Here is a 311-nt window from a genome sequence, read left to right as displayed (position 1 = left end):
AGCTGCAAAAGCGCTGGTGATTTCAGGCAGCCTGAGTGCACAATGTCAGGACTTGTATCAATCGTTGTATTTGAGTTGAACTTAGCTGAACAGAGTTGAGGGCCTGAAGGCTTAAACTGCTGCACGGGGTTTAGCCAGCCCTCACTCTGTTCATTGTGTATTTTTTGCGGAAACCTTTATGCGTCACTGGACTTTGCACGATTATCTCACCATGCCCTGGAAGAATGGCGGCGGCTCCACGACCGAGCTTGCGGTATTTCCCGAGCAGGCAGGGCTCGATCAGTTTATCTGGCGTCTGAGCACAGCCAGCG

The 311-nt window shown here is 51.8% G+C and carries 1 protein-coding gene; it reads left to right on the top strand.

Features of this window, described 5'->3' with window-relative positions; all coding sequences use genetic code 11:
* Window positions 1-178: 178 nt before the first annotated feature.
* On the top strand, window positions 179-311 hold a 133-nt coding region (locus KDM89_RS21290; protein WP_212689794.1), incomplete at its 3' end, for a HutD family protein.

The organism is Cognatundibacterium luofuense (genome assembly GCF_018139685.1).
In the GTDB taxonomy this organism is placed as follows: domain Bacteria; phylum Pseudomonadota; class Gammaproteobacteria; order Burkholderiales; family Burkholderiaceae_D; genus Undibacterium; species Undibacterium luofuense.
This window is presented reverse-complemented; position numbering and strand designations above follow the sequence as displayed.